The organism is Acinetobacter sp. YH12126, from assembly GCF_013418745.1.
Classification (GTDB): Bacteria; Pseudomonadota; Gammaproteobacteria; order Pseudomonadales; family Moraxellaceae; genus Acinetobacter; species Acinetobacter amyesii.
Genome location: NZ_VPBM01000020.1, coordinates 1 through 23,501 on the forward strand (window position 1 = coordinate 1; position 23,501 = coordinate 23,501).

The 23,501-nt window shown below is 40.4% G+C and carries 21 protein-coding genes and 1 other RNA gene; 14 read left to right on the forward strand and 8 right to left on the reverse strand.

What is annotated here, in order from left to right; all coding sequences use genetic code 11:
• The first annotated feature begins 219 nt into the window (after positions 1-219).
• The 3 genes from FTU62_RS13645 (at position 220) to FTU62_RS13655 (ending at position 2,619) form a co-directional block, all read left to right on the forward strand.
• Positions 220-609, forward strand: a complete 390-nt coding sequence (locus FTU62_RS13645) for a type I secretion C-terminal target domain-containing protein (protein WP_180102951.1) — start codon at positions 220-222, stop codon at positions 607-609.
• 262 nt (positions 610-871) lie between these two features.
• Positions 872-2,068, forward strand: a complete 1,197-nt coding sequence (locus FTU62_RS13650; protein ID WP_257223230.1) for a YncE family protein — start codon at positions 872-874, stop codon at positions 2,066-2,068.
• A gap of 86 nt (positions 2,069-2,154) precedes the next feature.
• A complete protein-coding gene (locus FTU62_RS13655) occupies positions 2,155-2,619 on the forward strand; it encodes a hypothetical protein (protein ID WP_180079042.1) in 465 nt (154 codons plus the stop codon).
• A gap of 154 nt (positions 2,620-2,773) precedes the next feature.
• Here the strand turns inward: FTU62_RS13655 and ssrS are convergent.
• The 3 genes from ssrS to FTU62_RS13670 form a co-directional block, all read right to left on the reverse strand.
• Positions 2,774-2,956, reverse strand: a non-coding RNA gene (gene ssrS, locus FTU62_RS13660) — 6S RNA.
• A 99-nt stretch (positions 2,957-3,055) separates the two neighbouring features.
• The gene (locus FTU62_RS13665; protein WP_168378082.1) at positions 3,056-3,343 is read right to left on the reverse strand and encodes a cell division protein ZapA; all 288 of its coding nucleotides are present in this window, start codon (positions 3,341-3,343) and stop codon (positions 3,056-3,058) included.
• 2 nt (positions 3,344-3,345) lie between these two features.
• A complete protein-coding gene (locus FTU62_RS13670; RefSeq protein WP_078192940.1) occupies positions 3,346-3,897 on the reverse strand; it encodes a hypothetical protein in 552 nt (183 codons plus the stop codon).
• 64 nt (positions 3,898-3,961) lie between these two features.
• On the opposite strand from FTU62_RS13670, the gene FTU62_RS13675 reads away from it, so the two are divergent.
• The 6 genes from FTU62_RS13675 to FTU62_RS13700 all read left to right on the forward strand — a co-directional run bounded on the left by FTU62_RS13675 (position 3,962) and on the right by FTU62_RS13700 (position 11,351).
• Positions 3,962-4,579, forward strand: coding sequence for a UPF0149 family protein (locus tag FTU62_RS13675; protein WP_111885849.1), 618 nt, complete (start codon positions 3,962-3,964; stop codon positions 4,577-4,579).
• 131 nt (positions 4,580-4,710) lie between these two features.
• The gene (gene pepP / locus FTU62_RS13680) at positions 4,711-6,033 is read left to right on the forward strand and encodes a Xaa-Pro aminopeptidase (RefSeq protein WP_180102953.1); all 1,323 of its coding nucleotides are present in this window, start codon (positions 4,711-4,713) and stop codon (positions 6,031-6,033) included.
• A gap of 186 nt (positions 6,034-6,219) precedes the next feature.
• The gene (locus FTU62_RS13685; protein WP_180102954.1) at positions 6,220-7,407 is read left to right on the forward strand and encodes a tetratricopeptide repeat protein; all 1,188 of its coding nucleotides are present in this window, start codon (positions 6,220-6,222) and stop codon (positions 7,405-7,407) included.
• A 1,071-nt stretch (positions 7,408-8,478) separates the two neighbouring features.
• Positions 8,479-9,687, forward strand: a complete 1,209-nt coding sequence (locus tag FTU62_RS13690; protein ID WP_180102955.1) for an FAD-dependent monooxygenase — start codon at positions 8,479-8,481, stop codon at positions 9,685-9,687.
• Positions 9,684-10,928, forward strand: coding sequence for an FAD-dependent monooxygenase (locus tag FTU62_RS13695; protein WP_180102956.1), 1,245 nt, complete (start codon positions 9,684-9,686; stop codon positions 10,926-10,928). Before FTU62_RS13690 ends, FTU62_RS13695 begins: the two co-directional genes overlap by 4 nt.
• A 174-nt stretch (positions 10,929-11,102) precedes the next feature.
• The gene (locus tag FTU62_RS13700) at positions 11,103-11,351 is read left to right on the forward strand and encodes a hypothetical protein (protein WP_078189169.1); all 249 of its coding nucleotides are present in this window, start codon (positions 11,103-11,105) and stop codon (positions 11,349-11,351) included.
• A gap of 133 nt (positions 11,352-11,484) precedes the next feature.
• Here FTU62_RS13700 and FTU62_RS13705 read toward each other — a convergent pair whose 3' ends face one another.
• Positions 11,485-11,907, reverse strand: a complete 423-nt coding sequence (locus FTU62_RS13705) for a hypothetical protein (protein WP_180102957.1) — start codon at positions 11,905-11,907, stop codon at positions 11,485-11,487.
• Positions 11,908-12,011: 104 nt separating this feature from the next.
• Positions 12,012-12,854, reverse strand: a complete 843-nt coding sequence (gene rsmI, locus FTU62_RS13710) for a 16S rRNA (cytidine(1402)-2'-O)-methyltransferase (protein WP_180102958.1) — start codon at positions 12,852-12,854, stop codon at positions 12,012-12,014.
• Between the two features lie 10 nt (positions 12,855-12,864).
• Here rsmI and FTU62_RS13715 point away from each other — a divergent pair, with 10 nt between their 5' ends.
• The 4 genes from FTU62_RS13715 to FTU62_RS13730 are packed head-to-tail and all read left to right on the forward strand — an operon-like array spanning position 12,865 to position 15,920.
• Positions 12,865-13,809 (forward strand): penicillin-binding protein activator, encoded by a 945-nt coding sequence (locus tag FTU62_RS13715; protein ID WP_180102959.1) that lies wholly within the window; start codon positions 12,865-12,867, stop codon positions 13,807-13,809.
• A gap of 46 nt (positions 13,810-13,855) precedes the next feature.
• On the forward strand, positions 13,856-14,263 hold the full coding sequence (locus FTU62_RS13720; protein WP_180024208.1) for a YraN family protein: 408 nt from the start codon (positions 13,856-13,858) through the stop codon (positions 14,261-14,263).
• Positions 14,264-14,323: 60 nt separating this feature from the next.
• Complete coding sequence (locus FTU62_RS13725) at positions 14,324-15,022, forward strand: BON domain-containing protein (RefSeq protein WP_180102960.1); 699 nt, start codon at positions 14,324-14,326, stop codon at positions 15,020-15,022.
• A gap of 25 nt (positions 15,023-15,047) precedes the next feature.
• Positions 15,048-15,920 (forward strand): alpha/beta hydrolase, encoded by an 873-nt coding sequence (locus FTU62_RS13730; protein ID WP_180024161.1) that lies wholly within the window; start codon positions 15,048-15,050, stop codon positions 15,918-15,920.
• An 85-nt stretch (positions 15,921-16,005) separates the two neighbouring features.
• Here the strand turns inward: FTU62_RS13730 and nudC are convergent, their stop codons facing one another.
• From nudC to dnaQ, 3 genes are all read right to left on the reverse strand, one after another.
• Positions 16,006-16,779 carry an NAD(+) diphosphatase gene (nudC, locus tag FTU62_RS13735; RefSeq protein WP_180102961.1) on the reverse strand — a complete coding sequence of 258 codons (774 nt, stop codon included), beginning with the start codon at positions 16,777-16,779 and terminating at the stop codon, positions 16,006-16,008.
• Positions 16,779-18,425 (reverse strand): chemotaxis protein, encoded by a 1,647-nt coding sequence (locus FTU62_RS13740; RefSeq protein WP_180102962.1) that lies wholly within the window; start codon positions 18,423-18,425, stop codon positions 16,779-16,781. Before FTU62_RS13740 ends, nudC begins: the two co-directional genes overlap by 1 nt.
• Positions 18,426-18,553: 128 nt before the next feature.
• On the reverse strand, positions 18,554-19,957 hold the full coding sequence (dnaQ, locus tag FTU62_RS13745; protein ID WP_180102963.1) for a DNA polymerase III subunit epsilon: 1,404 nt from the start codon (positions 19,955-19,957) through the stop codon (positions 18,554-18,556).
• Positions 19,958-20,163: 206 nt separating this feature from the next.
• Between dnaQ and FTU62_RS13750 the strand changes: the two genes are divergently transcribed.
• On the forward strand, positions 20,164-23,490 hold the full coding sequence (locus tag FTU62_RS13750; RefSeq protein WP_180102964.1) for a LysM peptidoglycan-binding domain-containing protein: 3,327 nt from the start codon (positions 20,164-20,166) through the stop codon (positions 23,488-23,490).
• The last annotated feature ends 11 nt before the right edge of the window (positions 23,491-23,501 follow it).

The following is a 23,501-nucleotide window of genomic DNA, read 5'->3' on the forward strand; positions in this document are numbered from 1 at the left end:
TTCAGCAAGTGTTTTTTCTGCTTTGATCGCAGCAAGTGCTACCTTAGCCTTAAAGTCGTTTGAATGATTTCTTCTTGGTCTACGTGCCATAAAATACTCCATATATTGATGTTTATAACATCATTTGGGGAGCAAAATATCACTTATAAGTGTTGTTCAAATTTCCTGATCCACCTCTTTACAACCCAGCTCGAAACAGAGTTAGGAAACAGTAACAATGTGCTTCCTATTCAGGATACAGTGACTGCGACAGCATCGTTTGCGATGTTCTCATTAGAAAGTGAAAGTTTACTTATTGGTGATGATATTGTTTTTGACCTTCTTGCAGACGATAATTTGGGTGGAAATGCATTAACAACCGTAAATGATTTTTCTACAACTGACCAAATCGATATATCTTCATTACTTTCTGACGATGCAACTGAAGCGAATCTCGCAGAGTTTGTAACAGTAGCATATGACGAAGAAACTGATTCAGCTGTGATTTCAATTGACCGTGATGGCACATCAGGTACGGAATATGAATCACAAGATCTTGTAGTCTTGCTCAATCAAACGAGCAAAGTCGAACTAGATGACCTAATCAACAATAATCAAATTATTTACTAATAATTTGATGAACTAAAAAAGCACCTTCGGGTGCTTTTTTTTTGCTTCCCAAAAAGTGAATGCAGATTGAAGACTTGGTTTTAATCAACAACTCATCGGAATTAAAACAAATACGCTATATCTACACTTGTATATTGAATAAGCTTTCTTTGCGCTTAAAAAGCGACACTTATCTGATGACGTAGCTCAAAAGGTATGCATAAAAACAAATTAATGGACAATAAAAATGAAAAAGAATCTCTGGATCAGGACACTTCTTTGTATGACGGTTGCGGTGTCGCCACTTACTTTCGCAGCGACAACCACTGCACCCGTTCCACCCAATAGCCAGCAAGTCTTTTTTGTCGGCAATAACTGGGATGGTACGGTTACAGTCATCAATCCTGCAAAAAACTATCAGAAAGTTGGTGTCATCAATATGGTGCCCGACAAAAAAGAACGGCTCACTGAAATTTACCTTAACCCAGTAAAATTGATCGCCTATAGCTATATTCGTAATACAGCAGGAGAGGGAAATGATCAATTGGTCGATGACATGTATTCCACACCAGATGGCAAATCGGTAGTTGCATCACGACCAAGTTATGCAGATGTAGTCTCGATTAACATAGCAACAGGGAAAATTAATTGGCGCACACCAGTTGAAGGATTTCGCACAGACCATATGGCGGTTTCACCCGATGGGCAACAAGTTGCTGTTTCAGCATCTTCAGGGAATGTTGTACATATAATTGATATCAACACGGGCAAAGAACTAGGACGTTTTGCGACGGGCGATAAACCACATGAAAATATCTATTTTGCCAACGGTACTAAAATCTTAAATTCAGCCATTGGTAATGTCGAAACAGCCATGGATGCATCTTGGCAAGACTTTACCAAAGGCAAACGCTACATCACGATCGCAGATGCTCAAAGCTATAAAGTCCTCAAAAAAATCGATTTTAGACCTGCTTTAGATGCCGTAGGACGTAAAGACCTGTCTAACTCAGTTCGACCGATTGTATTTAGTAAAGACGAATCCAAAATCTATGCACAAGTCTCATTTTTTAATGGCTTGGTCGAATATGATCTCAATCAAGGCAAAGTCACACGCATTGCACAGCTTCCGGGAAGTACAACTATTCCCTCTGATCGCACGAAATGGGTAAATGACTCACGTCATCATGGGCTTTCGATCAGTGGAGATGGTGAAAAACTATGTGTTGCAGGAACGATGGATGATTATGCCACCATCGTCGATCGTAAAACTTTGATCGCAGCAAAATTGATTGCTGCAGGTAAACCGTATTGGGCAACGCAAAGCCCAGATGGAAAACGATGTGTGATTTCTGAAAGTGCGACAGATGCAGTAACCGTGATTGATTTCGCGACAGGTGAAAAAGTCATCACAGTTCCAGTTGGCAATCACCCACAGCGTGTTCGTTTAGGTTATGCGCCAGCAGGATGGGGCAACTAATAATTTAGATAAGATTAAATAAAAAGGTAAATTCAGAGCCAAATCGGCTCTGAATTTTTAATTGAAGAACATTTAGAGATTGAATCATGTATAAGAAATGGATTGTTATCGGGTTAGTGGTTGGCTTGATTTTATTGTTGATGATTCAGTTATTAAAACCAAAGCAGCAGGAGGTTCATGAACAGCTACCGTTAGATCAACAAAAAGTGTCTGAAACACGTTCAGAGCGAACTATAGAAAATGTATTGCAGCATTCAAGTTCTAATTCCAAACAATTAATACTCGACAGTGAAACGCACTCTGAGCTATTACAGCAACGTGAACAGGTATATCAACAATTTCAGCAAATAAACACGCTGATGAGTCAGGGACAGCAGCCGAATCAAAATCAAGTACTCGCTCTACTCGAGCAACAATATAACTTGGTTAAAAAAGGCGTCGTGAAATTGGATGAAGCCATTTCATCAATTCAATATTTACGACAAATACTTCCTGAAATGGACAGAGCTTTGGATAGACAGTTAGCTAAACTGGAACAACTCAAAAAATGAATTAACTTGAATAAATAAACTTTTAAACTAACCAAACTTAAATGAAATAATTATGGTGAAGAACAAAAGTAGAGGGGCACGGAAATAGAATAGTAAATTAAAAAATGTTTTTTTAAATCAAATTCTTGTAATTTAAATAAGGATTTAGAAAATAAACACTCCGAAGATGCCGCTGCAAATGTCGTGACCCTGAACCCGATGAGTTCAAGGTGGACGCGACGTACACTCGCTGGGTTTCCCACTCGAGGAGGGCATACGCTCAGAATATACAGAACACATCCATAAGTTTAAGTATCGGCAGGGGATTAGACCTAGCTGGCGAACACCTCAGAGATGTGCTCAGTATAACGAATTCAGCGTTATTGGCAAATCACCAAACACTGACAAAGTGTTTAAAATGAAGCAATCGGGCAAAGTATAATCACTAAACCACCGATTAATCAGTCAATTCTTCAACTTGTTCCAAAATATTTTGCAACAAAAGTTCGCAGTTTGCATATTCTTGCAAACTCTTATTCATTGACAGGACTTCTTGCATTAATTCAAGTGCGACCATAATGATCAGCTTACTCGGTTCCATACGTGGTGCTTTACGACGAAATTCATCGTATTTGTCATTCAGTAATTGTGCTGCGCGTTCTAAATCGGCTTGTTGGTCAGAAGTAGTTGCTAAACGGAAACTATGACCTAGAACTTTTAAATCAACTGCAATTTGTTCACTCATGATCAAACTTCCTCATTACTTTCAGTCGGATGTGCCAATTGTTGAATTTCTTGCGCATGTTGATCTTGAGCTGTACCTAAAATAGCTAAACGTTGAATAATCGCTTCAACTTTTGCTTTGGCATGTTCATTTTTTTGCAATAAACGTTCACGTTCTTGCTGCAAACCTTGAATTTCTTGTTGAGCATGACGCTGTTCATTTTGCATCTTTTCTTTAACGATACGTAGCTCATTACGTTCTGCCAAAATTTCTTGAAAACGATTTTTTAGATCAGTACAGCTTTTTTCAAGACGGCTATATCGGTCAGCCAAAGCAGTTGCATCAGTATTCAGCTGTTGAAGTTGAGCACGTGAATCAGTTAATTGCTCATTCAGCGTATCAATTTCTTCTTGTTTGGAGGTGATAATACCGTTCTTATGTACAATTTGAGCATGATGGTGCTCATCAGACGAGTTTTTCTCATCTTGTAGGGCATTATTTTCGCTTTCAAATTGCGCCAGTCGCTTTTTTAAAACGCTAATATGCGCTTGGAGACGCTGTAATTCTTCTAACATAACGTAGTCGCACAGTCTTGCAAACAAAGGTAATATATACGAAGTATAGAGATTGGATAAGCGAATGCAAGACGATATTTCAGGTTGGTCAGATTGGTCCCAGAATTTTTCTAAAATTGAAGAAATTTCAAGCCCAAGTGAGTTACACGGTCTACTCACTGGTATAGTTTGTGTGTCACAACCCCCGAGTCGTGAAGAGTGGCAACAAATTTTAGCAACGCTTGATGTAGCTGAATTAGACGAAGATGCGGTGGCATTGTTGACTGAAGAAGCAGAAGATGTAGCTCATTCACTTTCAGATGATGAACTCGACTATCTTCCTTTATTACCAGATGATGATCACTTGCTAGGTGAGCGTGTGCAAGCCTTGGCAGATTGGTGTGCAGGTGTTGTTCTTGGTTTTGGTTTGGCGGCAGGTCATCTGCGCACCAATGAACAAGAATTGATTGAGCATTTACAGGATGTCGCTTCAGTAGAATTTGAAGATTCAGATGATGATGAAGAAGGTGAAGAAAGCTATCAGGAATTATACGAATTTGTTCGTTTAATCCCAGTGAGCCTGTCTATGGGACGTACCAAAGTTGATGTTTCAGAAACACCGTTGCTACAACTGAGCGCTAAAAATTCATCGGCTCAAGTGGGTAATGTGGTTGAAATGTTCACCCCACATCGTCCAAGCTAAGGCATTAATTTTGCTTATATCTATGTGAGGTATTACGTGTTTTTATACATGCCTCACATAGATTGAGAGATTCATATTCAATTGAATCAAAATTTAAACAATATCAGCCAGCAGGTATAAGAAGTATTTAAATGAAGAAATTAACTCAAGCGGATTTTCAAGAACGTCGAGATATCCTTGCGGGTGAAATGGGACTACGTAGTATTGCAATTATTGCCACGAGCAAAGAAGCCATGCGTAATCGCGACGCAGATTATAAATTTCGAGCTGATAGTAGTTTCTTTTATTTAACAGGTTTTGCTGAACCTCAAGCGGTTGCAGTGATTGAAACCTTTGATAGCGAAGAAGAAGGTTATAGCTATAGTTTGTTCTGCCGTGAACGTGACCGTGAAATGGAAATTTGGAACGGTTACCGTGCGGGTGTAGATGGGGCTGTAGAAGATTATGAAGCTGATGAGGCTTATGCCATTGATTTGCTTGATGAAGAAATTTTAGAAAAATTACAAAATAAAGATAAATTATTCTACCGTATTGGGCAGCAACCAGATTTTGATGCTCGTGTGGCGCAGTGGATTTCGGCAGCAAGTGGTGAATCACGTAAGGGTGCAAGTGCGCCTGCTCAAGTCATTCAACTAGATCGCATCATTGATGAAATGCGTCTGCACAAATCTGATGATGAACTTGAATTGATGCAAATTGCTTCGGATATTTCAGCAGAAGCGCATACTCGTGCCATGCAAACCGTTAAACCGGGCATGATGGAGTACGCTTTAGAGGCTGAACTGAATTATGTCTTTGGTAAAAATGGCTGTGTGCCTTCCTATAACAGCATTGTCGGCGGCGGTGAAAATGGCTGTATTTTGCACTATGTGGAAAATGACAAAGAACTCAAAGATGGTGATTTGGTACTGATTGATGCAGCATGTGAATATCAGCTGTATGCCTCAGACATTACCCGTACTTTCCCAGTCAACGGTAAATTCAGCCCTGAACAAAAAGCACTTTATAATGTTGTACTTGATGCACAAATTGCGGCGATTGATGCTGTGCGTATCGGCAACTCTTATAAAGAACCACATAATGTTGCTGTACGTATTTTAGTTCAAGGTTTATTGGATCTTGGCATTATGCAAGGAGATATTGACGAAATCATCGCAAAAGAAAGTTACCGCCAATTCTATATGCATGGTACGGGTCATTGGCTTGGTATGGATGTGCATGACGTCGGTTCATACAAGCAAGACGGTGAATGGCGTGCCTATGAAGAAGGTATGGTTGTGACTGTTGAGCCTGGTCTTTATATTGCGCCAGATGATGAAACAGTGGATGTAAAATGGCGTGGTATCGGTATTCGTATTGAAGATGATGTGGCTGTAACTAAAGCAGGTCCACGTGTTTTAACAGCTGCAGTGGTGAAATCTGTAGAAGACATTGAAGCCTTGATGGCGAAGTAATTTACTGTAAGAGAATAAGCCGGTCAAATGATCGGCTTTTTTTATCTACAAGCAGTCTTATAAATACTAGTCATATAGACAAGGGTAATTAACAATGGAGTTGATTTTATGATGTTAAGTTTTTACAAAAATTAGATATAAGTCTTTTTAAATTAATCGTATAAATTTTTTATTTTAATCATAATTATGGGTGTTAGAAAAGCTGGGGTGGTTATTCCCTTTAATGGCAATCAACAGGATATTGAAAGACTGATAAATGATTGGCTAGTTTATTTTGAAGAAAACTCAAAATCTGCATTAGATATAGAGTGGCTGACGGATCATATTGTTTGTATCAATAGTGCCGGATTAGCACATTTTGCTTTTACTGAACCTGAAAAATGGAGCAGTTTGCTAAGCAGTCAGTTGCCGATGAAATGGATGATCTTCTTTGATTTTGCAGACACAAATTCAAGCTATAGCTATGCGCTTTATAAAGAGGGTGCAGAAATCAGATGTGTCATTCAAGCGGAAGAAGATGAACTTTACATGGATGGAGAAAGACAAGATTTTGAAAAGGAATGGTTAAACTTTTCAACAAGATATTTATATGAATATGTTGAAAATGGCAAAGTTCAAAAAAAATGGACGACTGATTTAAACAGTTTAAAAGAAGAAATCAATGAAGATTTGGAAAGCTATTATCAGTATTATTATTTTAGCGAAAAGGATCATTTAATTTATCATACTCAATTGGTTCGGCAGTTATTGATTGAACTCTTTAAAAACTATGTCGGTTTTGAAATCTTTGATAGTGATTATAATCCAGTAAAGAAAATAAAGTTTAAGTATAACAATCAGCGTACTTATGATGATTATTTGAGTTTAGCCTCAAGAGGGGATATTGCAGCCCAAATTAAATTGGGTGAAATGTATGAAACGGGATGCGGCGTCAAAAAAAATGATGTTACAGCACAAGGATGGTATCAAAAAGCGGCTGATCAGGGTGATGATGCGGCGATGCTGAAGTTAGCGGTGCTGTTGTTCAGAAAACCATGTAAAAAAGAGGTTCATATTGCTTTAGCTCTACTGAATCAGTCAGTGGAAAAGGGAAATATAAACGCAAGAACGGCCCTTGCTGAAATATATGAAAAGGGCGAAATTCTTGATCAAGATTATAATCTAGCTATGAACTTGTACAAGCAATCGGCAAAACAAGGCTGTGCAATTGCTCCCTATAAAATTGGCTTAATGTATGAGCTAGGCAATGGCGCAGCTCAAGATTTAAAGATGGCAAAACGCTGGTATCACCAAGCGGCGAATGCTTTTAATCAAGATGCAGAAATTCGATTGCAGAAATTATCCAGCATTTTAATGCTTAAGCCATTCATTTAAATTATTCCGTATTAAGGAGATCGTTTCTGTCTTTTATGTTCTATATCTTTATCTATTGCTATGAAAATAAATTGAATGCATGAGCGCAATATTTTGACCAAATCATGGAAAATATTAAATAAATATAAAAAACCGATCATTAGATCGGCTTTTTAACTTCATTCAAACATTAAGATTTTTGTAAAAAATCAGTCGCTAATTTTAAAAACTCTTCCGGTTTTTCATATACGGCCAAATGTCCGGTTGCCAGTTCAGCATATTCAGCATGTGAAATCAGATCTATAGCATATTTGACCAATACACTCGGGGGCATATAATCATAATTACAGCCATTCACTAATGTTTGTTTGTTGATTTTTTTTCGCTGGCTCAGTCATATCGGTATGAATCTACAACTCAGCTTGGTGGGTAAATCTTTCTCAATTATTGGTTTGCAGCGTATTTTCTAAGGTTTGCGCCATAGTATTTTCACACCATGCCAAGGTAAAGTTGGCGCTAAAACCTGTTTGAATAATAGTGCTCGACATCGCTTTAGAGTTGCTCTGTACCTAACTCAAATTAAAGCTTGGTACGTGCATCAACTTTAGGATAAGGCGCCAATAACACAACAAAAATTACATATTCTGGATATTCTGCTGCGGAATATATCCAGAAAATGTTGTGTAATGAAAAGCTCATTAAACCGAATGGTGTAACATAATTGGGTTTTGCAGCTGTAATCACTTATTCAACTAATTGAGCAATGGCTAAAGGCTGATCATCAGGTAGTTAGCTTGATATCGTCCTTTTGAATGCATCAAAACATGACATGTTCAAATGACGCTGATTTACGCAAATGATGGCTCATACTGATGGACTCAGCCATTTTTATTGTGATTTTCTCTTTTTTAAAGATCAATATTTACGGCAAGAGATGATTAATTTTGTATTTAATCAGTGCAAATACCTGCAACTAATTTGTATTTCATTATAAAAAATCATGCCCTTGATGTAAGATAAAATTCATTACAGATTATATGTATTTCGAGTGAATGTCCTAAATTCGAATACTTGATAAAAAAGGAAACAAGCATGCAGCAAGAAGTCATCATAGTTGGTGGTGGTATGGTCGGTTTAAGTCTGGCACTCATGTTGGCCAAAGACAAAATTGGCGTAAAACTTTTAGAAGCCATTAAATACCCCAATTATGATGATGCAAACCTTGAGCCTTATCACTCGAGTTTTGATGCACGAAACAGCGCCTTGTCACGCCGTACGGTGCAAATTTATCAAGAACTAGGCCTCTGGGATGCTTTGCAGGAACACGCCACACCTATTTTAGAAGTGAATATTACAGAGCAAGGCAGTTTTGGTAAGGCAAGACTCAAAGCAGAACAAGAAAAAGTCGAAAGCTTTGGACAAGTTATTGAAAATGCATGGTTAGGCCGTGTGCTGCTCACAGAAGTCAAAAAACAACAATTCATTGAATTAATTGACGGCGTACAAGTGACTTCGCTGACGCAGGATGCAGACCATGCCTATATTGAAGCAAAGCGTGCTGAAGAACAGCTCAAACTACAATCTAAAATTGTGATTGCCGCCGATGGTCGTGACTCTTTCTGTCGTAAAGCGCTCGGTATTGGCGCATCGGTACATGATTATGACCAAGTAGCAATTGTCACTACAGTACAAACCTCTAAACCGCATGGTCATGTCGGTTTCGAGCGTTTTAGTCCGCTTGGTCCGCTAGCGCTGCTGCCACTTCCAGGTGAATACCGTCGCTCAGTGGTTTGGCCTGTTCCTAAAGGAACTGAAGGCGAGTGGATGGGTGATGAAAATGATCAGCACTTCTTAGATGCTTTACAAGAAACCTATGGCGACCGTGCAGGTAAATTCAAAAAAACTGGTAAACGTTTCAGCTTCCCATTGTCGCAAGTACTTGCAGAGAAACAAGCAGTTGGACGTGTAGTGTTGATGGGTAATGCAGCACATACCATTCATCCAGTGGCAGGTCAGGGCTTCAATCTTTGTATGCGCGATGCCTATGTACTACGCCGTTATTTAAAAGAGCAAGTTGAAAAAAATGCAGATCTGGGTGATGCAGGTATGTTGCTTGATTATGAAAAATCGCGCCTGACCGATCAGCAGCGGGTGATTAAATTCTGTGATTCAGTTGTTCGTGGTTTTAGCAACCAGAACCCATTTTTAAAATTGATTCGCAATACTGGATTAGTTGCCTTTGACACCATTCCGGGGATTAAGCCTTTGGTCGCGAATTATGCAATGGGGCTAAAAGCATGAGTTTAAATCAAACAAATGTACTGGATGCAGTGATTGTAGGCGGTGGCTTGGTCGGTGGCTTAACGGCATTGTTATTGGCGCAAGGCGGTGTGCAGGCTACGGTATTGGATGCGGCACCTATTTTGGATGCAGAAAAAACCAAAAGTGTTGCGAATCCTCGAGTTTTGGCGCTCAGTCAAGCCACTATTCATTTACTCAAGACTGTGGGCGTTTGGGAAAAACTTGCACGTCAGCAGCCGTATACAGGCATGCAGGTATGGAATAAAAATGGCTATGGCGAAATCAATTTTGGACATGTGGCAGAGCAAACACCATCTGTTGAGCAAGCTTTAGGTTCAATGGTTGAACCAAGTGTATTGAATTTAGCCATTCAACAAAAAATGCTAGAACAGCTTGAAGACTACCGAACCCAAGTTAAGGTCAGTCGAGTTGAGCGTGGCGTTGGTGTGTGGATCATTCACCTTGCAGATGGTACCCAGCTCAAAACAAAACTGGTGATTGGTGCAGATGGTGCAAACTCATTTGTCCGTGAGCAAGCTTTCATCGATCTAGATGTGCTGGACTATAAACAAGCCGGTGTAAGCTGTGCAATTAAAACCGCCCAAAGGCATCAGCATGTAGCGCGTCAAATTTTCTTAGAAACAGGACCTTTGGCATTTTTGCCGATGGCGAGTCTGAAAAAAGAAGAAAGCGGTTATTGGCAATCGATTGTGTGGACCTTACCAGATGATTATGCCGATGAATATGTGGCTTTATCCGATGTGGAATTTACTGCGTTGCTCACTCGAGAAAGTCATCACATGCTCGGTGAAGTCTTAGAAGCAACACCACGTGCCAAATTTCCATTGAAGGCACGAGCTGCGCAGCAATACGTTCATGATGGTCTGGCGTTGATTGGTGATGCGGCTCATGTGATTCATCCACTTGCAGGACAAGGCGTGAATATTGGCTGTTTAGACGCAGCAGTACTTTGCGATGTGCTTTTGACCGATAAAAAACGGGGTGTGTGGGCACATGAACAAAGTTTGAAGCGCTATGAGCACCGCCGTAAAGGGCAAAACGATGCCATGATGCATAGTATGTCCGCGATTGGTTGGTTAGAAACCACCACTTTTTCACCTGTAGTGTGGGCGCGAAACTTTGGTTTAAAACAAGTGGAAAATCAGACTGTTCTAAAAGATGCGTTTATGGCTCAAGCCAATGGTCTGAGTATTTTAAAAGATACAATCTACGCAGCTTAGGTCAAAGTCAGATATTTTTTAGACAGTCGTATAAACAAGGTTACGATTTTGATTAAAAAAGATACGATTTTTTGATTATGGGTACTAGTCGAAATGCTCAGAGATTGCTAAATTTCTGTTAATTTAAAACCAGCCATTCGCTGGCAAACAGAAGTCATTCGCGGGGAGAACACAATGACTGATATGAATGATTATGATGATCCAGAAGATTCAGTAGTTGATGAAGATGAAGCACAAGCAGCTGAAAAAGGTGCAGGTGACGCAGCTGATTCTGCCTCTGATGGTGACACCTCTGAAGCTGAAACATTAACAGTGACTGCAAAACTAAAACAACGTCAGGCGCTTGAAGATGAAGTTGCTGCGTTCTTAGCGCGTGGTGGTCGTATTACCGAAGTCCCTCCAGACGAATCGGCAAAAGATTAAAATGAAAAAACACCACGTCATGTGGTGTTTTTTTTTGCTTCATTCGCTTGTGCGATGATGAACGTCATTCATTTTTTAACTCTGTAGCATGTTTGCTCAAGAAGTTAAGTCGTTAATAAGATGTGAAGTCGCTTCAAGCCGTCTTTGGCTTCATATATTTACGACTGATCGCGAAAATAGGATAAAACACAAAATGCAGTAAAAGCAAAAACATACAATTGATAATGAATGCAGCAATATACGGCGGTGCATGCATGGCCGCCACAGCAGCGACAAAAGATTGAAAAAGTAATACCGCACTCAAAATGATATAAGCCCAATAACGATGCCTATCCCAAAATTGGCTCAGTTTCAGTAAATTACCGACTACAAAATAGAGGGAACAATATCCACAGACCATCGCAATCGCGCTATGATCGGCCGTTATTTGCTCGCCACTAATATAGTGCGGATAGGGTTGAATGCCAGTATAAATAATATGTGCAAGGACGGTGAGCCAAACCAGATTAAAGAGAATGAACATCAGCGGTTTTTTGACAGACAGATTTATGGACATGTTATAAGCAACTTTTTTCATTCTATTTAAATTATTGTATGGGATAGCTTATGGAACCCGTAGGTCCCATAAGCGGTTCAAATTAAAAATAAAAAAAATTAAGCTTAATCGTTCGCTTGGGTTAATTCTAAAGCACGTTGATAGGCCACTTTCTTTTTAATCCCAGTTAAATCTGCAGCCAACTGAGAGGCAGCTTTCACGGACAAATCTTGAAGTAAACGCGTCAGCAATTTGTCTAACTTTTCTTGCTCTAGGTCTTTTTCTTCGGTCGCACCACCAATTACCAAAACGATTTCGCCTTTTTGCTGATTGTGATCAGATTCGACAAAATGAACCAATTCACCCAACGACATTTTTTTAATGGTTTCAAATGTTTTGGTAATTTCACGTGCAAAGCCCACAGGACGATCTGCACCAAAGACATTCGACATATCTTTTAGGCAGTCCACAATACGGTGCGGCGCTTCATAAATAATCATGGTTTGAGTCTCGTCTTTCAGTTTTTCCAGTGCTAAAAGACGTTGTGACTGTTTAGAAGGTAAAAAGCCTTCGAAACTAAAACGGTCACTGGGTAGGCCGACAGCACTGAGAGCTGCAATGGCAGCACAGGCACCCGGCACAGGAATAACACGAATATTTTTTTCTTGTGCAGCACGAACCAGTTTAAAGCCGGGGTCACTGATCAATGGTGTGCCTGCATCACTGATCAGCGCCATATTTTCACCCTTTTCTAGGCGTTCAATCAGCTGGTCAATTTTGTTGCTTTCGTTATGGTCGTGGCATGCAGTTAAAGGCGTATTGATACTAAAATGTTTAAGTAATTGTGTGGAAGTTCGTGTATCCTCGGCGGCAATAATTTTAACCGACTTCAATACCTCAATTGCACGATAACTAATATCATCTAAGTGCCCGATTGGAGTTGCAACAACAAATAACTGAGCACTCATAGGTTTCTCCATGTTGGATAATAAGAACAAAATTTTGGGTCTTTGCCTTTTAAGCAGTCTGTTTACTGCTGCACAGGCAGACGTCTTGGTCATTCTACCTGAATCTGGCCCTATGGCGCGAGCCGCATCCAGTATTAAGCAAGGTTTCAATAGCGCATATCAATCGTCAGACTACAAAGTACCCATTAAGTTTGTGGATTCAAATCAAAAGCAAATTGCGGCGATATTGAAGCAACAGGTAAATAAAAAAACTCAATTGGTGATTGGCCCTTTAGCACGTCAAGATGTTGAAGCACTTGTAAAAGCAAAGCCTAAAGTCCGCGTGTTGGCTTTAAATGAAACTACCAGCCAAATTCCAAATGTCTGGCAGTACAGTTTATCGAAACGTGATGATGCCTTAGCACTCCAAAAAGTCTTCGAAAAAGACAAATTAGCGCAAGTGCTTGTTCTACGTCAGCCTGCAACAGAGGCAGAACATGAATTACTACTCATGTCCTTAATTAGTCAAAGTTCAGTGCCGATCCAAGTGGTTGAACAACTCCCAACGAAGCTGGACAAAAATCAAGGGGTGCTGTTGTTAGGCAATAATGAATGGATAAACAGTCAAAAAAAACTACCTAAAGCGAAACTATATAGCGTAGCCAATGCGATTGAGGCTACTAAGCCCATTCCTATAGGACTGAAATTTTGTGATGCACCTGCCTTACATGATGCACGTTGGCCTGACCTGATCCGAGCTTATGAGGAAAATCCAGTAGATATGCCATATCAACGTCTTTTAGCTTTTGGTGGGGACACATGGCATATCGCAAAACAATATTTGCAAGAACCGAAATTAAAAAGCATTGAGTTTCAGGGGCGAACAGGGCTAATCAAAATTAGTCAAAATAATATTCAGCGTGTTCCCCACTGCTATGAGCGAAGTAAAAAAGGCATCGTGGTAATCTCACTTTAGGGATGAAACGATGCAGCTAAACTTAGAGCAGATGAATTTGGGACAGATGAATCTGGGGCAGTGGGCAGAACGGCAAGCGCTGCGTTTGGTTGAGCAGCAAGGCTATGTACAGGTGCAACAGAATTATCATAGTCGTTATGGTGAAATTGATTTGATCGTTGCACGTGGTCAAGAATTGGTGTTTATTGAAGTTAAAGCCCGTTCGAATACCCGTTATGCTCAAGCCGTTGAAAGTATTTCTATTCACAAACAACGTAAGATGATGAAGACTGCGTTGCATTTTTTAAATGAACAGTCACATTTTCAAAATTATTATTGTCGCTTTGATGCAATTTGTTTTGATTTTTATCAGCACTTTGCAAAAACACTACAGCAAGACTTTTCTAAATACCCGTATCATCAGCAATGGATTGAAAATGCTTTTACTTTTGATCAAGAGTTGATTAATCTTTGATAAAACAAACTGTGTAAACGCATAGAAAAATACGTGTGGAAATTTGAGGAGTCGTGCTGAGTGGTTAAGCGTATTGCAATAACGATGCTTTGTGTCGCAAGTTTATCTGGCTGTGCGAGTTTTATTTCGAATGGAACAGGATCAGCACCTGTAGGAACTGAAAGCGGCGCACGCTCATTGGGACAAGTTTTTATTGACTCTTCCATTGTTCGAACAGCAAAAATTAATTTATATAAATTAGATACTCGTTTTAAACAGTCACGTGTCAATATTGAAAGTTTTCATGGCAATGTCTTATTGACTGGGCAAGTGCCGGATAATCATTTAAAAGAATTGGCAGAAGAAAATGTCCGTTCAATGAGTGATGTCAAAACTGTACATAACTATATTACAGTGGGTAATCAGATCAGCTATAGCACCATCATGCAAGATACTGCGGTTACTGCGAATACCCGTGGTTTGATTATGAAAGCGCCTGTGGTATCTGACAGCAAAGTACACATTCATACTGAAGATGCTGTTCTTTATGTGATGGGCCGTTTAAACAATGCGGAAATCACAGACTTAAATCAAATCTTGCAACAAGTGGGTAATGTAACGCGAATTGTCACTTTAATCGATAATATTGATCAGAACCCAAATCCACAGGCACGTTCAATTAACTCAAGTTACACCACACCTGCTGTAGGCAATGTGCAACCTGAAGTACAAACGCCTGTAGCGATAGATCCGGATGCTGTCGATCCAAATGCTCAATAAAATGTCGGAAATGATGCTGTAAAATATGAATCAATGGTCTCTGCGGCTTCAGCAAAAAATGGATTTGGCTAAATCTTTATACCGAAATTTTCGGTTATATGATTTTGGCAGTTATGCATTAAATCGACTGACACCCAAACAAGGATATCATGTTCAAAACAATATCCCTTATGGTCTAAAAGCGCGCCATCGCCTAGATTTGTATCGCACGTCAGCACCTCGTCAGCAACGTCCACTCATCGTGTTTGTACATGGTGGAGCGTGGATGCATGGTGACAAAAAGGACTATGGATTTATTGGTGAAGCTTTTGCCAAAGAAGGCTTCGATGTTGCTGTCATCAATTACCATCTCGCACCTGAATATATTTTTCCGGCTTCAATTGATGATCTTAGCCTTGCATTAAACTATTTGACGCAGTCTCAGCATAAGTTGCAGATTGAAGTGGAAAATGTGGTGTTAATGGGACATTCGGCAGGGGCATTTAATGTCATGTCTGCACTGTATCATCCGACGCCTTATCAGCTACAAGTGAAAGAGAATATTCGTGCAATTGTGGGATTGGCAGGGCCATATCATTTTGATTATAAAGGTGATCCGATTTGTGCAGATGCCTTTGATCAAAATGTACCGTATCAACAAGTGATGCCGTATTATTTTGTTGAGCACAATCAAGTGAAGCATTATCTATTCACTGCGGATAAAGACAATATTGTTGGCCATAGCAATAGTGAAGATTTTGATCGTCGATTAAAAGCCTCAGGCAACCATAGTCAATTGATTCAAATCCCTCGTGTTGGGCACATCACGATGATTGGTTCAGTTTCGAGTCTATTTAGTCGCTTCTTTAAAACCAAAGCTGAAATCATGCGTGTACTCGATGAAATTAGTCCACCTTAATGTCTTTGGTTAAATGATTGAAAATAAAAAACCGCCAAGTATGGCGGTTTTTTTATTGCATGATTTATTTACTAAAAATAGCTACTTATAACCATGCTTCGGTGTCATCTGCAACAGCAGACCCATGGATGACATGCATAATCATTGAATGGGCGATACTTCCTTTGAACGGAATTTCAGGTAATGCATCAAATTTAAAGAAAGCTGCATCACTTATTTCTTCTTCTTGTAATTGAAGTTCACCTGAAGCATATTCTGCTTTAAAGGCGATCATTAAATTACTTGGGAAGGGCCAAGGTTGGCTTGCCAGATATTGAATATTTTTGACCTTCAGCCCAACTTCTTCTTCAGTTTCACGACGAACTGCTTCTTCTAAAGTTTCACCGACTTCAACAAAACCTGCGATCAGTCCATACATAGCACGGACATTTTTTGCATTTTTTGCCAATAAAATTTCATCTTCACCACGGATAATGACGGTAATGACACAAGGATTGACACGAGGGTATTGGTGATAACCGCAAGCAGGGCAAACCATGGCATATTCTGTGGCGTGGACTTGAGTTGCTGTACCACAGTGGCTACAAAATTTATGATTACGGCGCCATTCTAAGAGTTGAATAGCACGGCTGGCTTGTTCAAATTGCTGTACATTCCAAAGTTGTAGAAGCTGGCGAATAGGAATGAGTTGTAAGCCATCAGGAATTGGCTCATTTTCAAGTAGATCACGGGCAATCACTTGATCACCCGTGCCAATATTTAAATCACTTGCGAGTTGCTCAACTTCGGGAAGTTGAAAGTTTTCATCGACCAGCAATTGCTGTTGTTTGAAGATATACGCAAGTGATAATTTAGACATTAGGCTGCTGCTGATTTCAGTTTTTCGCTACTGTCCAATGCTACCTTAAACATGCCCTGTAAAACAGGTTGTTTGTTCTTTAAATTGTCAATCAACATATCTGCGCTTGCCAATGAATCTAATGCTTGATTCACTTCGTTTGCTTCAATCGCTATTGAAGATTCAACTCGTTTCAAAATGAATTGAGCTGTTGAATTCAGCGCATTTTGAGCTGCATCTGCATTGAGGAACAACATTGCACCACCAATTTCACGGAATTGAGTTGCAGTCGCTTCAAGTTGTGTCAAATCTTGGTTTTGTAAATACTGAACCAAAGATTGGCTAGCAGCATCAATTAAAACCTTGGTCTCATTTAACAGAGCAGCGTGTGCTTCATCTAAACGGTCGAGTGAAATATTCATATTATTCACACGAAGTTGTAAGCGGCTAGAAGTGTGATGACGCTCAAGCACACCAATCGAGTTCATGGCAGACAAGATATTGTTCATCAACTGCTGGGCAAAGCTTTCATCTTGTAAAATCTCAGCATTACCTAATGACGCAGCTTGACGCGACAGGTCGTTATACGCTTCATTTAAGTTCAAGACTTTGAAAATATTTGCCAATTCGTTTAATTTCGCTTGAAGTTCTTGGGTTTTTTCAGGCGTCATATTTTGATAGTTAAATTCAATATCATTACGAATTTGCGTCATTTCAGTCGTAACCAATTCACCAATGGTATGCATGGTGTCGAAGTCAGGACCATATAAATGACGACTGAAAACTTGCAATTGGGTGTCGGTAAGAAGGTCTTCACCGATATTTAATTTGCCACGAATATGATGAGAAATGTCATCTTCTTGGCTAATGTTTAGACTTAAGACATTGGCTAAATCAGAAATGGATGCTTTAAAGCGCTCAGTTCCTGCAAAATATTGAGCCATATTGCGCTCAATGCTCACCAAGGTACGTAAGCGAGCATCGGTAATTAAGATTTGATCAATTTGATTAAACGCAACAAAAACCAAGTTCCAATATTGTTTGCTTGGATGTTTGTCTGAAAGACCTGCTAAATACGCACCGACCAATTTAATCGCTTGCAGATCCAGCTCAGTTTCTTCTTGTTTAATCAATTTATTCAACGCCAACTTATACAGACGGTGAACGTATTTTGATTTTTCAAGTGCAGGAGCTTGAGGTAGGTCAAAGTCAGGAGTAATACAATCGAGTAGGGACTCAATGTGTTGGCCTTCCGACGTTAGAGGTTTACCCAAAGACAGTTCTAGACGATTAAGACTGTCCAGCAGGAACTGTGGAATTTTAACTTCACGTAGGCAGATAAATTCAATATAGCGTTTCAGCATGGTCGTGCCTTCGCTCAGTGCGATGACCTCTTGAGTGTTAATTTGCGCAGGATTCCCCATGATCTTGCGCATTAACTCTGCTGAATATTGAGCGATTTTTGCCAAACTTGGCATATCAACTAAAGCTAGTACTTGAGCACATTGTTCAAATTGAATCAGTGCATCATCAATCCCGAAAGGTAAAGTTTGATCTTCAACTAAGGTGCTGACTGCTGATTCGACTAACTTGATTGAGTTATCAACCTCATTTTTTATTATCAGCAAAGCCGTTGGATCAAAATGGATAGAGGTTTGGTAAGACATGTATCTGCACCTTTCCTAGATGTTTTATCTTGTTTATTAACCGCCCCTTAAGGCGGTCCATGTTTATGGTTTTACTATAGCGTATGTAAGAATTGTTTATATACAAAAAGTAACACGAAATTTAGATTTTATTTCGCAAAAAGGCAAGGTGTACCATGTTTTTCTTCAAATTGTTTGACCCATGTCTCATGGGCTTCAAGTTCATCGGCTGAAGGTAAAATCACTGGTAAATCTATTTCAACAGCGGCGCGGGTTTGCGAACCATCTTCATTTTGCGAGTGGGTCAGTGCATCGATATCAAAGGAAACCTGACCGCCCGTCATTGCTAGGTATACGTCAGACAGAATTTCCGCATCGAGTAAGGCACCATGGAAGGTACGGTCACGTTGTGGAATTTCGTAACGACGCACTAATGCATCGAGTGAGTTTTTCTGGCCTGGATGCTTGGCTTTGGCCATAGCCAAGGTATCGGTGACTTCGCAAACTTCAGATAAGGCCACAAAACCGGCACGTTTGAACTCCATATCAAGGAAGTTCATATCGAAGGTTGCGTTATGCGCAATGATTTCTGCGCCTTTTAGATAGTCAAATAAGACATCAGCAATTTCAGCATACAGTGGTTTGTCTTTTAGAAAGTCATCACTGATTCCGTGAATATTTTCAGATTCACCGACAGGTTTTTGCGGGTTGATATAAATATGAATTGAGCTACCGGTCAGTTTGCGGTTAATCATTTCCACTGCACCGACTTCAATAATACGGTCGCCATCTTGGAAATAGAAACCTGTGGTTTCCGTATCCAAAATTAATTGTCGTGGGCCAGATACATCGACGGTTGCTGGTGTAATGACAATCATTGGATGGATTTCAGCAGCTTGCTTAGACTGTATAGGGGCAGCTTCATTCAACGCTGAAGCAGTGTCTGTTGCTTGTTGTTCTATCGCAATGCCATCAATATGCTCTGCGTCAATAGCTGTCTCAGCAGAGATTTCTTCTGCTTCATCCTCGCTATCAGCAAATTCAAGTCCAAACGGATCGTTTAATAGCCAGTCTGGTTCAGCTTTTTTTTTAGGTGCTTCAGCTGTAGTTGATGTCACTTGTTTGATGTGTTCGAGGGTTTTTTCTGCGCCTAGATTGGCCAATTGATCTGCCATTTCATTTCCCGGATGGCCTGCATGCCCTTTAATCCAGTTCCATTCAATTTCCCGACCCTGACAAGTTGCATCCAGTAATTTCCACAGATCAGGATTTTTAACATCTTTCCAGTTTTTCTTTTTCCAACCATGTATCCACTCGGTAATGCCTTGTTTGACATAGTTAGAGTCTGTCCAAATAATCAGTTTTGCATCGGACGGACAGTGTTGAATGCCTTCAATTGCAGCAGTCAATTCCATACGGTTATTGGTGGTTTCAGCTTCGCCGCCGCAGAGTTTTTCTTCTCCAGTTTCACGGATGATATAGGCCCCCCAACCCCCTAAGCCAGGGTTGCCTTTACATGCACCATCAACATAAAGCGTGATTGTTTGAGACATAAATCAAATCCGGAGAAAAACAAGCATTCAGAACCGTATATTGTATAACGCAAATGACAGAGAGAAATCCATTTCTGGCGATTTTTTTAATTTCTTGTAACATTTATACTGAAATAGCGTTAAATTAACGCCTTGTGTCTGTGTTCTGCTTCACTACAATGGCATATCTAAAAAATAAATTTTATATGAGTTGTCTGGATTTTTTTATGTATAAATCAACTGCGACTGTCTGGCAGCCTACGTTACCACAAATTTTTAAATTTACAGTCTTGGGTTCTGCGCTCGCAGCTCTTGGTCTGACGGGCTGTTCTTCATCGCAAACGACTAAGCAGAACTCAGCAAGTAAACAAGTTGGCTCAAACTTTCTCGATGCCAATAGTTTAGATTCACTCGAAGATTTACTTTCTGCAACAGACATGCGTGCCGTAGAAGGCGATCGCCTTTTAGTACTTAAGCATGGTGATGTCTGGAAGCGTATGACCGTGGGTTTCAAAATGGATTTGAACCACTGGGATACGCGAATTGAAGCGCAGCGTGGTTGGTTTATTTCACGTCAACCATATATTGATCGTTTAAGTGCGCGTGCGTCCCGTTATTTATATCACACGGTTAAAGAAGCAGAACGTCGTGGTTTGCCGACTGAGTTGGCGTTATTACCAGTGATTGAAAGTTCTTATGACCCAGCAGCAACCTCAAGTGCAGCCGCAGCAGGCTTATGGCAATTTATTCCAAGTACTGGACGTATTTACGGCTTAAAACAAACCTCAATGTATGATGGTCGTCGTGACGTAGTGGAATCAACGCGTGCAGCTTATGAGTTTTTAGGTGCGCTACATAACCAGTTCGGTTCGTGGGAATTGGCTTTGGCTGCATATAATGCAGGGCCGGGCCGCATTCAACAGGCGATTAACCGTAACCGTGCGGCAGGTTTGCCAACGGATTATTGGTCACTAAAACTGCCCCAAGAAACCATGAACTATGTCCCACGTTTCTTGGCTGTTGCTCAAATTATTAAAAATCCAAGTGCTTATGGCGTAAGTTTACCGCCAATTGCCAACCGTCCACACTTTCGTGAAGTGGCTGTAGGGCCTGCAAATTTAAATGAAATTGCATCTATTACCGGTTTAAGCCGTGCAGAACTCTATGCACTAAACCCTGGTCATCGTGGCGATGTGATTGATAGCAGCAGCCCAATGCGGATTTTAATTCCTGCGGATGTGAGTCCATCAGTCGATGCACGTTTGAAGAAATTACAATCAGGTGGTTCATCAGGTTATTGGGCAAGTAATTCAACTTATAACTTACCAAAAAATAATGTTGAAATAACACCGTCACGTGTTACTCCGCCGGAATTAAATAGTAAAACTATTCAGCCCGCTAAAGTGACGCCACCTACGCTTAAAACACAGCCGACAGTGACAGCTTCTGCCAAACCACCTGTAGTCGCTGCAACGGTAACGCCGAGTGTTCCATCAGGAACGAAAGGCAAAACGCCAATAGGATCATCTGCTTTGGCTGCTTTTGCATCGAATAGTGATATTCCAAGTGCGCCGCGTATACCAGTCGCTGTAACACCTTCGACGCCTGTGAAAGCCGTGTCTGTCGAGCCACCACTCAGCGCAAATGAGCGTGAGCAAATCATGGCGGCTATTAAAGCTGAAGGTGAGACCAAAACAGTCGATGAGGTATTAAAACCAGTAGCGACTAAAGCAGAACAAGAAGAAGTCGTTCAGGAAATTAAAGCTATTGCGCCGAAAGGCACTGAAATTGTCGATCCTTATGATGGCAAGATTAAGTTGACTGCGATTCAGACCAGCCAGTCGATTGCGGATCAACAAGGAAAAGAACTGACCAAAGGTTTCTCTTACCCGAAAAGCGTGGCTGAAAATACAGGTGCAGATTCCGAAGAAGCCAAACGCAACCAAGGTAAAAATGTCATTCGTACAGATTCTGAAATTGTAGTTGTACCACCTAAAGGTAAACGCAGTACTTATACAGTTTTGGCGGGCGACACATTAGCGTTGATCGCGATGAAAAATGGCGTGAATTGGCGTGATATTGCAGCTTGGAACCAAATTTCGCCAGATTCGACCTTGTATGTCGGTACGACCATCTATTTATATGATGCGAAACCGATTGTGCAAAATAATGAAGAATCGAAAGCCAAGCCTATTGCAGATAGCTATGTAGTGAAAGCAAATGACAGTCTTACAGCTGTTGCGAGTCAATTTGGTTTAAGTACGAAGCAACTCGCAGACTACAATGGTTTAACCACCACGAGTGGTTTATATGTTGGGCAGAAATTATCCTTAAAAGAAACGCCTGCATCTAAAGCAAAATTGGAAGCTGACAAGAAAGCAGCTCAAGTTGTCGAAAAACCTGCAAAAGTTCAAACCAAATCCTACACGGTAAAACGTGGTGAATATCTAAAACTCATTGCAGATCGTTATGCGCTGTCAAATCAGGAGTTGGCAGATTTAACAACTGGTTTAACGGCTGGCAGTAGTTTGATGGTTGGGCAAAAAATTAATGTGCCATTACAAGCTGTAGCAGAAGTTGAGAAGCTCGAAAGCAAAGTCGTGAATCGCATTGAAAATGTCAAAGTTGATCCTGCGTATAAAGTTGAAAGCTATAAAGTGCAGCGTGGTGATACCCTTTACAGCATTGCGACGCAGTCAAAGATCAGTTTGTCAGAATTGGCGAGTCTAAATGATATGTCGGTAAATAGTGGGCTGATGGCTGGGCAAAGCATTAAAGTTCCTGCAAGTTCAACTGTTCCGGATACATATGTGGTGCAGTCTGGCGATACACTGACAGGCATTGCTAGTCGCTATGATTTAGGCATGGACTATGTCGCAAATTTAAATGGTATAAAGCGTAGTTCTGGTCTACGCGTTGGGCAGAAATTAAAATTAACAGGTGATGTCGCACCGGTTAAAGTAGAAACCAAAGCTGAGGCGACCAAAATTGAAAGCAAAACCAATACACGAACGAATTCCGTTGATGCGACCGATATTCATGTGGTGAAATCAGGTGAAACATTGGGTGTGATTGCGAAGAAATATCATCTTCAATTACGTTATTTAGCTGAATTAAATGGCCTAAATACCAATAGTGCGATTCGTGTAGGGCAGCGTTTAAAAGTAGATGGTGAACTACCTGCTGATGTAGCTAGTAAAGCAACTGAAACCAAAAAAACGGAAGCTAAATCCTCTACGAGCAATGTGAAACCAACAAATACTGAAAGCTATACTGTGAAATCAGGCGAGTCTTTAAATTCGATTGCTAGTCGGACAGGTTTAACTGTGGCAGCATTGGCTGAATTAAATAACTTAAACCCCCGTGCAGGACTGCGTGTCGGTCAAAATTTACAAGTCCCTAAAACTATCAGTGAATACCGTATTAAACGCGGCGATACATTGATTGGTTTAGCAAGCCGTTATGGACTTGATACATCAAAACTTGCTGAAATGAATGATATACAACCGTCTGCTCAGTTACGTATTGGTGAAGTCATTAAAGTACCAAACTGAGTCCAAACATT

Coding starts and splice junctions, on each gene's coding strand:
- FTU62_RS13670 (WP_078192940.1), bottom strand. CDS start 3,897: ATGTTAGAAGAATTACAGCGTCTCCAAGCGCATATTAGCGTTTTAAAA.
- FTU62_RS13665 (WP_168378082.1), bottom strand. CDS start 3,343: ATGAGTGAACAAATTGCAGTTGATTTAAAAGTTCTAGGTCATAGTTTC.
- FTU62_RS13685 (WP_180102954.1), top strand. CDS start 6,220: ATGGGTGTTAGAAAAGCTGGGGTGGTTATTCCCTTTAATGGCAATCAA.
- FTU62_RS13650 (WP_257223230.1), top strand. CDS start 872: ATGACGGTTGCGGTGTCGCCACTTACTTTCGCAGCGACAACCACTGCA.
- FTU62_RS13700 (WP_078189169.1), top strand. CDS start 11,103: ATGACTGATATGAATGATTATGATGATCCAGAAGATTCAGTAGTTGAT.
- FTU62_RS13690 (WP_180102955.1), top strand. CDS start 8,479: ATGCAGCAAGAAGTCATCATAGTTGGTGGTGGTATGGTCGGTTTAAGT.
- FTU62_RS13730 (WP_180024161.1), top strand. CDS start 15,048: ATGAATCAATGGTCTCTGCGGCTTCAGCAAAAAATGGATTTGGCTAAA.
- FTU62_RS13750 (WP_180102964.1), top strand. CDS start 20,164: ATGTATAAATCAACTGCGACTGTCTGGCAGCCTACGTTACCACAAATT.
- FTU62_RS13705 (WP_180102957.1), bottom strand. CDS start 11,907: ATGTCCATAAATCTGTCTGTCAAAAAACCGCTGATGTTCATTCTCTTT.
- nudC (WP_180102961.1), bottom strand. CDS start 16,779: ATGTCTAAATTATCACTTGCGTATATCTTCAAACAACAGCAATTGCTG.
- FTU62_RS13720 (WP_180024208.1), top strand. CDS start 13,856: ATGAATCTGGGGCAGTGGGCAGAACGGCAAGCGCTGCGTTTGGTTGAG.
- FTU62_RS13740 (WP_180102962.1), bottom strand. CDS start 18,425: ATGTCTTACCAAACCTCTATCCATTTTGATCCAACGGCTTTGCTGATA.
- FTU62_RS13675 (WP_111885849.1), top strand. CDS start 3,962: ATGCAAGACGATATTTCAGGTTGGTCAGATTGGTCCCAGAATTTTTCT.
- FTU62_RS13695 (WP_180102956.1), top strand. CDS start 9,684: ATGAGTTTAAATCAAACAAATGTACTGGATGCAGTGATTGTAGGCGGT.
- FTU62_RS13715 (WP_180102959.1), top strand. CDS start 12,865: ATGTTGGATAATAAGAACAAAATTTTGGGTCTTTGCCTTTTAAGCAGT.
- rsmI (WP_180102958.1), bottom strand. CDS start 12,854: ATGAGTGCTCAGTTATTTGTTGTTGCAACTCCAATCGGGCACTTAGAT.
- dnaQ (WP_180102963.1), bottom strand. CDS start 19,957: ATGTCTCAAACAATCACGCTTTATGTTGATGGTGCATGTAAAGGCAAC.
- pepP (WP_180102953.1), top strand. CDS start 4,711: ATGAAGAAATTAACTCAAGCGGATTTTCAAGAACGTCGAGATATCCTT.
- FTU62_RS13655 (WP_180079042.1), top strand. CDS start 2,155: ATGTATAAGAAATGGATTGTTATCGGGTTAGTGGTTGGCTTGATTTTA.